The organism is Gordonia sp. CPCC 206044 (genome assembly GCF_048537895.1).
GTDB lineage: Bacteria > Actinomycetota > Actinomycetes > Mycobacteriales > Mycobacteriaceae > Gordonia.
In genome coordinates this window covers 534,960-541,572 of the sequence record NZ_JBCLVL010000002.1, presented here as the reverse complement: position 1 = coordinate 541,572, position 6,613 = coordinate 534,960, and the positions used below count along the sequence as shown (strand labels likewise).

The window sequence follows — 6,613 nt, the reverse complement described above, 5'->3', positions numbered from 1 at the left end:
GGAGGTCTTCCCTATGTCACGTCGACTCGCCGACCGCCGTACTTAACGTCCCGGGTCAGTACAGCTAGCCCTCGTTGCGTCCTCCAGTCCGTAAGAGCCCGGGCTGACAAATCTGGAGCAGGATAAACCTTCCTTCATTGTCACAGTCGGTGACAATAATTGCCCGATCAACCTGGCGAGTTAGCACGAACCACGCTTGCTAGTTCGTTCACTTTCTCACAATTGTTGACCGGCTCCGAATCTGGGGTTGCCGCACTGATCGTTACCCAAATAGATCCGAAACGCGTCCCCCAAGCAATATCGCAACGATCGCGGTATGTCTTGCCGTTAACATTGTATTGTGTCGCAGGCGTGCCGTTCACTCGTACGCGAGTTTGGTTCGTAAAGCTTTGACGGTTAAGGACCTCGTCAAACGATGATGTGGAGGAATAGACATACCCCCCGTACCCAAAATCTAGACCAGGGGTTGTAACGCTCGGCGATCACACTCACCACCCGACACTGAGTACCCCTTCGGCACTCACTTCCGAGCTGTCCGTTACTTGCAACATCCTCATCGCCCGATAGCCAACGCACAACACCGGACCAGCGCTGGGCTCGCATCCGTGTCGAATCATCGACCAGCGCAACGAAGTCCACCCGGAGGGCTCAAACAGATTGAAACGCTGCTTACAACCGGAACGGCACGTCAAGCCGGTCCCCAGGGAACAGATACCGGAATTGAGCCTTCCTATAATCACGGATCGTTGACGGTTTAGACATCAGGCGCAGATGAATCAATCATTTAGGGGCGGCCTCGTGGACATATTCCGCCCATTGCAGCGCTTTCTCACAAGGATCAATAGGATTATTCGCGCCTTGCCGACCGATTGTTACCCAAATTGCTCCAAATCTCGTTCCCCATGCAATATCGCAGCGGTCACTGTAACTGCTTCCATTGACAGAGTATTTTACTGCACGCTGACCCGCCACCTTTATGTCTTCAAAATTGGAGAAGTTCGGCCGCCTCAGAACTTCGTCAAACGAAGAGGTAGTTGAATAGGCGATTCCAGAGTACATTCCCCGCGAATCCCATGCGGGAGAAAGCCACTGGCATGACTTCACATTTTGACGCAGGTCACAAATCTCACCAGTTCGTTCAAGCTGCATTTGGTTCAGAGCCGAGTCCGGCAGTTCTTTCGGATCCCATAGCTGCTCCGGCGGCAACGGGTTCTCGCTAGCCGGGACCGTGATCGTCCCCTCCGGACCAACCAAAGACTTCGATGACTCTGCGCCCGGCGACTCCGATGAATCATCACCACCACCAGCCATGACCGCGACGACCACGACAATCACGATCACCACGACCGCAGCCAAGCCACCCAAGAACCACGGCCACCGCCGAGACCTACGCGGCGCAGGCCCCCCAGGGCCGCCAGGAAACCCACCGAACCCAGGGCCCGCCTGAGGCGGCACCCCACCCCACGACGGCTGTGACCCGCCCTGCGGCGGCACCCGCCCACTCATGACAGACGCCCGTCCACTTACTCAACCTCCCCGACGCTCACGGATCACTCAACATCCGACACTGAGTACTTCTTCGGCACTCATTTCCGAGCTGTCGTTACCGCATCATCCTCGTCGCCGGATAACGAATGCACCAACATTGGACCAGCGCTGGGCTCACATTCATGTCGAAACATCAACCGGCGCAACTGAGCCCGTCCGGCGGCTAATCTGCTGATCGACGTCTCAGACAGCTCGCAAAGCTGCTTACAACCGGAACGGCACGTCAAGCCCGTCCCCGCCCTCTTCTGCGGCTTCCATATCTGTCACAGTCGACGCCGCCGACTCGGCTACCACACCCAAATCCGCGGTACTGACCTCACCAATACCTGCCGAAGACGATTGCGGCGCTGCGTCTGCACTGATCTGTATCCGCGCCGCAGCGATCGCCGCCAACGTCAGAACACGATTCTCATCACCGATTAGCCCCGGCGTCCAGTAAGCACTCTCCAACGCGTCAATCAACCGAATGACCTGCTCGTCGGTGCCAGTGCACCGCAAGACCGCGGGCAGCACCACACTCAAGGCACCGAAAGAGTTGGACTCCACCAAGGAGTCGATCAGGGTGAAAACGTCCTCGGACAGCCCCTGCGCCACAAACCCGCAAGCGGCCAGCCCGGTGGTGATCGCAGCCCAGGTTTGGTCCTCGATCTCCGCACCTGCACTCTCCAAGGATTCGGCAACCTCGGCCGCGTTCAAGTAGTGCGTCTGAGCTGACTCGGCATCCCCGAACCGCCGATACGCCTCCGCGAGGGCCAGGTAAATCGCCGGCAAGTACTCGACGACGTCGGTGAACTCTGCCTCGGCCGCAGACTCCACACTCAATCGCGCCCACCGAACTCGATCGTCATCACCGCTCGCGGCATGCGACAGATAATGCGCGCTCAGGGCTCGCTCCAGTGGCGTCGTCGACACTTCCCACGCCTGATTCAGCAGTCGCGCCGACTCAGCTGTCGATTGCGCCTCGGTTGCGCGCTCCCAGAGCGAGCGCGCAGTGGTGCCCGTGGACATTCCGTCCTCCCCCGGTCCGCATTTGCACCCGACGATGCCGTGGATGCCTTATTCACACCGTCGCCGCTCTCACGGCGGTGTTCGTGCGTGGTTAGACTACCCGTCAGCAGGTCCGCATCACGTGGGGAGGATGCCGAAGTGAGTCGACTGGACGACGTCCTGGAATTGTGCCAACGCGGCGTTTCAGCTGAGAGCGTGGGACTGTTCGCGGACGCCGCTGCGGCATACCGAAACGCCTGGGACGCAGCCGAAGAACCGTTTGAGCAGTGTGTTGCGGCCTATCACCTGGCTCGCACCCAAAGTAGCGCCGACAAAAGGCTCGAATGGTCCCAATCCGCTTTGGACTTCGCTTTGGCATGTGATCCGGGCTCGGTCCGCGATCTCCTGCCGACGGTTCAAGTTGCGGCCGCTGCCGCCGCCCGCGACTCCGGCCAATCCGATACAGCGCAGCGGTGGTATCGAGAGGCAGCAGAGCTTGTGCGCAATTCCCCGGCACACGATGGATCAGCCCTCCGAGCAGCGATCGCAGACGGACTCTCTGCCACCGCGCCTACCCATCCGATCACCGATAAGCTTCGAGAATTTGGGTATAAGCGCGAATATCACGCACTCAATACTCTGCTACCCGCGTACGTCGCGTCCGTGATCGATGGTCGCGATGACTCTATTGCACGAGCTGCGGCAACGCTTGCGCAGGAATCTGGCATCGCACCAGACCAGGAACGCTCGTTGGCCACTGCCATCGCTCCCGAGTCCATGCAAAACCCACCCACTGGCGGACCGGGTGTAGATGTCGGACTGCGGATCTGACAGACGATGTGAACCAATGAGATTCGACAACGTCTATATCGACAGCATCGGCACATACCTCCCCACGAGCCGCCCGTTGTCAGATGTGGTCGCATGTGGCGAGATGTCTGCCGATGAGCTCCGCGACTGGGGATGGACTGGGGTCTCTGTCGCAGGCGATGTCAGTCCACCAGATATGGCGATTGCCGCGGGACGCGACGCCCTTAAATCGACGACCGTGCCAAGAGACCAATTCAGTCTGCTCATCCACGCCGCCAGCCTTTTCCAGGGCAGCGTGATGTGGCCAGCGCATCATTACATTCAACGACACACGATCGGTGACCAGGGGACGGCATTCGAAGTCAGACAGGTGTGCAGTGGCGGACTGGCCGCCCTGCAACTCGCAGGCAGTATGGTTTCCGCCTGCGACAACCCGTCGGCAGTTCTTGTCACAGGGGCCGACAATCACTTCTGGTATGACCGATTTGAGTGGGTGCGCCACCATCGAGGTCTCTCTCGGAACATGCCCCTCCCTGGTGACGCTGCTCATGCGATAGTCGTCACGAACACCGGAGGCTTCGCGAAGGTTACGTCGGTTGCAACGGCGTCCGTACCTGAGTTCGAGGAGGCCTTCAGAAAGCCTGGCCGGCCATTCCCAGTCCCACTATCGGCACCGACTCCCACCGAAATTCGGGAGATCACCGCTGCCGTCGAGGAGCATCCGCAATGGTTGCGTGCCTTGAGTTTTCGTACAGCGCGGACCGCACTGGCCGCCGTTGAGGAGGCTTTAGAACTCGCCGGCCTCACCCCCGGAGACATCAAGTACTTTCTCCCCGGCTTTGGTGGAGACAATTCCATTGCCGACCTGATCATTCGACGCTACCCCATGCCGCTTCACGAGGGGGTACAGCAATTCGGCCGCAGTGTCGGACATTTGTCGGTTAATGACCATGCGGTCGGGCTCCTCCACCTCACTGAACGGAATATAATCTCCTCAGGAGACAATGTTCTTCTGGGCGCGCACGGCCTAGCAGCGTCATTGAATTATGTTGTCGTTACAATAGTCTAGGTCGCCACAATTGTCCTCTAGACAACCGAAAGAAGCCATGGCCCGTGGCGAGCAAACGTGGAAAATAATCTACTTCTTCTGAACGACTAAGGCTGATTCTCCGGTGGGCTCACCCGTCGACGAATTCACAGTGCCGTATGTCAGATTATCGAAGTCGACACGCGCGAACTTTTGCTTTCCTTCGAACTCAGTGTCCTGATAAGCACGCCCGGCTGCAATGTAAAGGTCACGCAACTTCGTAACCGACTCGATATGCTTCGCCAATAGTTTATCTAACGAGTCCTCGGTACCCGTACCTTTTAATTGTAGACGCTGATCCCGCAGCTTTTTATCCGAGCCATAGGCGCCAAGCCCTTCAATTCTCGAAACTCGCCCCACTTGGTTGGCCGCATTTTTCAATCCGTCGATTAGCTGCGCACATGCTCTGGCAGCGTTGGCTGCCGCTTCGGGCTCAAGAAAAAGGTCTCCATCCGCCACAGACGAAGAACTGGAATCCACAGCTTGGTTCAAATCTGTGAATTGTTTCGGTGATACATCCGGCGCTTTCAGGACCATGACACCCTTCCCAGTTGAAGTCGCTATCTGTTGTATAAAATCGCCGTCTACTCACCTTGGCGCGTACTCATAGACCTTCCCAGCCCACCCAGCAGCAGATGCGCACGGATTCAAAGGATCGTTTGGGTCATCCTTTCCAATTGCTCGAATCGTGACCCACATCGAGCCAAAACTTGTACCCCACGCTATATCGCAGCTGCGAGAAAAGTCGCCATCTGCTGAAAACCGCACCGCCTTCTGCCCCTTGACATTTGTCTCTTCAAATGGAGCCCAGCCACGTTTTTGAAGTAACTCATCGAACGACTGCGTCGATGCGAAGACATATCCACCGTAGACACCGCCTTCGCTCCAGGACGGCGTGGCCCACTGGCAAGATTTGACGTTTTGCCTTAGATCACAGACCTCTGTGGTCGAGCGTTCAAACCTCATGGGATCCAATACAGAATCCGGCAGTTCTTTCGGATCCCATAGCTGCTCCGGCGGCAACGGGTTCTCGCTAGCCGGGACCGTGATCGTCCCCTCCGGACCAACCAAAGACTTCGATGACTCTGCGCCCGGCGACTCCGATGAATCATCACCACCACCAGCCATGACCGCGACGACCACGACAATCACGATCACCACGACCGCAGCCAAGCCACCCAAGAACCACGGCCACCGCCGAGACCTACGCGGCGCAGGCCCCCCAGGGCCGCCAGGAAACCCACCGAACCCAGGGCCCGCCTGAGGCGGCACCCCACCCCACGACGGCTGTGACCCGCCCTGCGGCGGCACCGGCCCACTCATGACAGACGCCCGTCCACGTACTCAACCTCCCCGACGCTCACGGATCACACTCACCATGCGGCCGATCATGCCATTGACACAATTCTGCATCCCAGCCGAATCCACCGATTTCAACACCCCACCTGCGAATACGTACCGACCGTACTCGGGGTAGTCACTCCACACCAGACGCGGCGCGGTGCGTTCCAACCGCCTCTCCGCATCCCGGCCCTCACGAACCTGCAGGAACCCAGCTGACACGGCTTCCCCCAGGGGCGACGAGTCATTCACGGGATCGACATCAGACCCAGCGTCATACAGCGAATTCGAACGGCTCTCGGATGGTCGATGAGAGGGCAAACGAACATCGCCGCGCGACTTCGTGACCTTCAACGCAGGAAGAGCGGCCACGATCGCCGCGCCCAAATCGACCGCTTCCATGGAGAAAACACTGATGTCGCCGGAAGGCGCGTCGGTGTCGTCCGTGTGCTGCACCGCTACGAAACCGAAGTCGTTCCGCCTCACCGCGTTGATGCGCATGCACTTGTTGTCCCGGTTTCGTTCGCGGTCTGGGTCCGACACGAGCGCCTCAACTCGCAGGTCAGGGAGGATCGATGTCCTTGCCCACTCCTCGAGGACGCGCGGTGGATCCTTGTCGATGCGGTCCCTGATACTGGCGTGGAGCCGATCAAGCGCCTCGTCGCTGATCGAGCCAGGACGGCTGAGCAGCGGATAGGGCATCCATGCTTGTCCCCAGAGGTCAGCGAAGACGGAGACCTCCTGAGCGGTCACGGTCCCCAAGAACTGACCCCGCCTGTCGACACCTTCAGCGCCCATCGTTACCCCCGTACCAAGCCACGCTGCAAAATCGGCTGCGGA

At 58.8% G+C, this 6,613-nt stretch carries 7 protein-coding genes; 2 read left to right on the top strand and 5 right to left on the bottom strand.

The window, feature by feature from the left end:
- Nucleotides 1–780: 780 nt before the first annotated feature.
- Nucleotides 781–1,344: a DUF3558 family protein gene (locus tag AAFP35_RS04970; protein WP_419220436.1), complete on the bottom strand. Its 564-nt coding sequence runs from the start codon at nt 1,342–1,344 to the stop codon at nt 781–783.
- Between the two features lie 408 nt (nt 1,345–1,752).
- A complete protein-coding gene (locus AAFP35_RS04965) occupies nt 1,753–2,556 on the bottom strand; it encodes a hypothetical protein (RefSeq protein WP_419220435.1) in 804 nt (267 codons plus the stop codon).
- Nucleotides 2,557–2,694: 138 nt separating this feature from the next.
- On the opposite strand from AAFP35_RS04965, the gene AAFP35_RS04960 reads away from it, so the two are divergent.
- Both AAFP35_RS04960 and AAFP35_RS04955 read left to right on the top strand, forming a co-directional pair.
- Nucleotides 2,695–3,366: a hypothetical protein gene (locus AAFP35_RS04960; RefSeq protein WP_419220434.1), complete on the top strand. Its 672-nt coding sequence runs from the start codon at nt 2,695–2,697 to the stop codon at nt 3,364–3,366.
- A gap of 16 nt (nt 3,367–3,382) precedes the next feature.
- Nucleotides 3,383–4,414, top strand: a complete 1,032-nt coding sequence (locus tag AAFP35_RS04955) for a ketoacyl-ACP synthase III family protein (protein WP_419220433.1) — start codon at nt 3,383–3,385, stop codon at nt 4,412–4,414.
- A 69-nt stretch (nt 4,415–4,483) separates the two neighbouring features.
- Here the strand turns inward: AAFP35_RS04955 and AAFP35_RS04950 are convergent, their stop codons facing one another.
- The 3 genes from AAFP35_RS04950 to AAFP35_RS04940 all read right to left on the bottom strand — a co-directional run bounded on the left by AAFP35_RS04950 (nt 4,484) and on the right by AAFP35_RS04940 (nt 6,526).
- Nucleotides 4,484–4,969: a hypothetical protein gene (locus AAFP35_RS04950; RefSeq protein ID WP_419220432.1), complete on the bottom strand. Its 486-nt coding sequence runs from the start codon at nt 4,967–4,969 to the stop codon at nt 4,484–4,486.
- Between the two features lie 51 nt (nt 4,970–5,020).
- Nucleotides 5,021–5,593: a DUF3558 family protein gene (locus AAFP35_RS04945; protein WP_419220431.1), complete on the bottom strand. Its 573-nt coding sequence runs from the start codon at nt 5,591–5,593 to the stop codon at nt 5,021–5,023.
- A 183-nt stretch (nt 5,594–5,776) separates the two neighbouring features.
- Nucleotides 5,777–6,526: an ESX secretion-associated protein EspG gene (locus tag AAFP35_RS04940; protein WP_419220430.1), complete on the bottom strand. Its 750-nt coding sequence runs from the start codon at nt 6,524–6,526 to the stop codon at nt 5,777–5,779.
- Between the last annotated feature and the right edge of the window lie 87 nt (nt 6,527–6,613).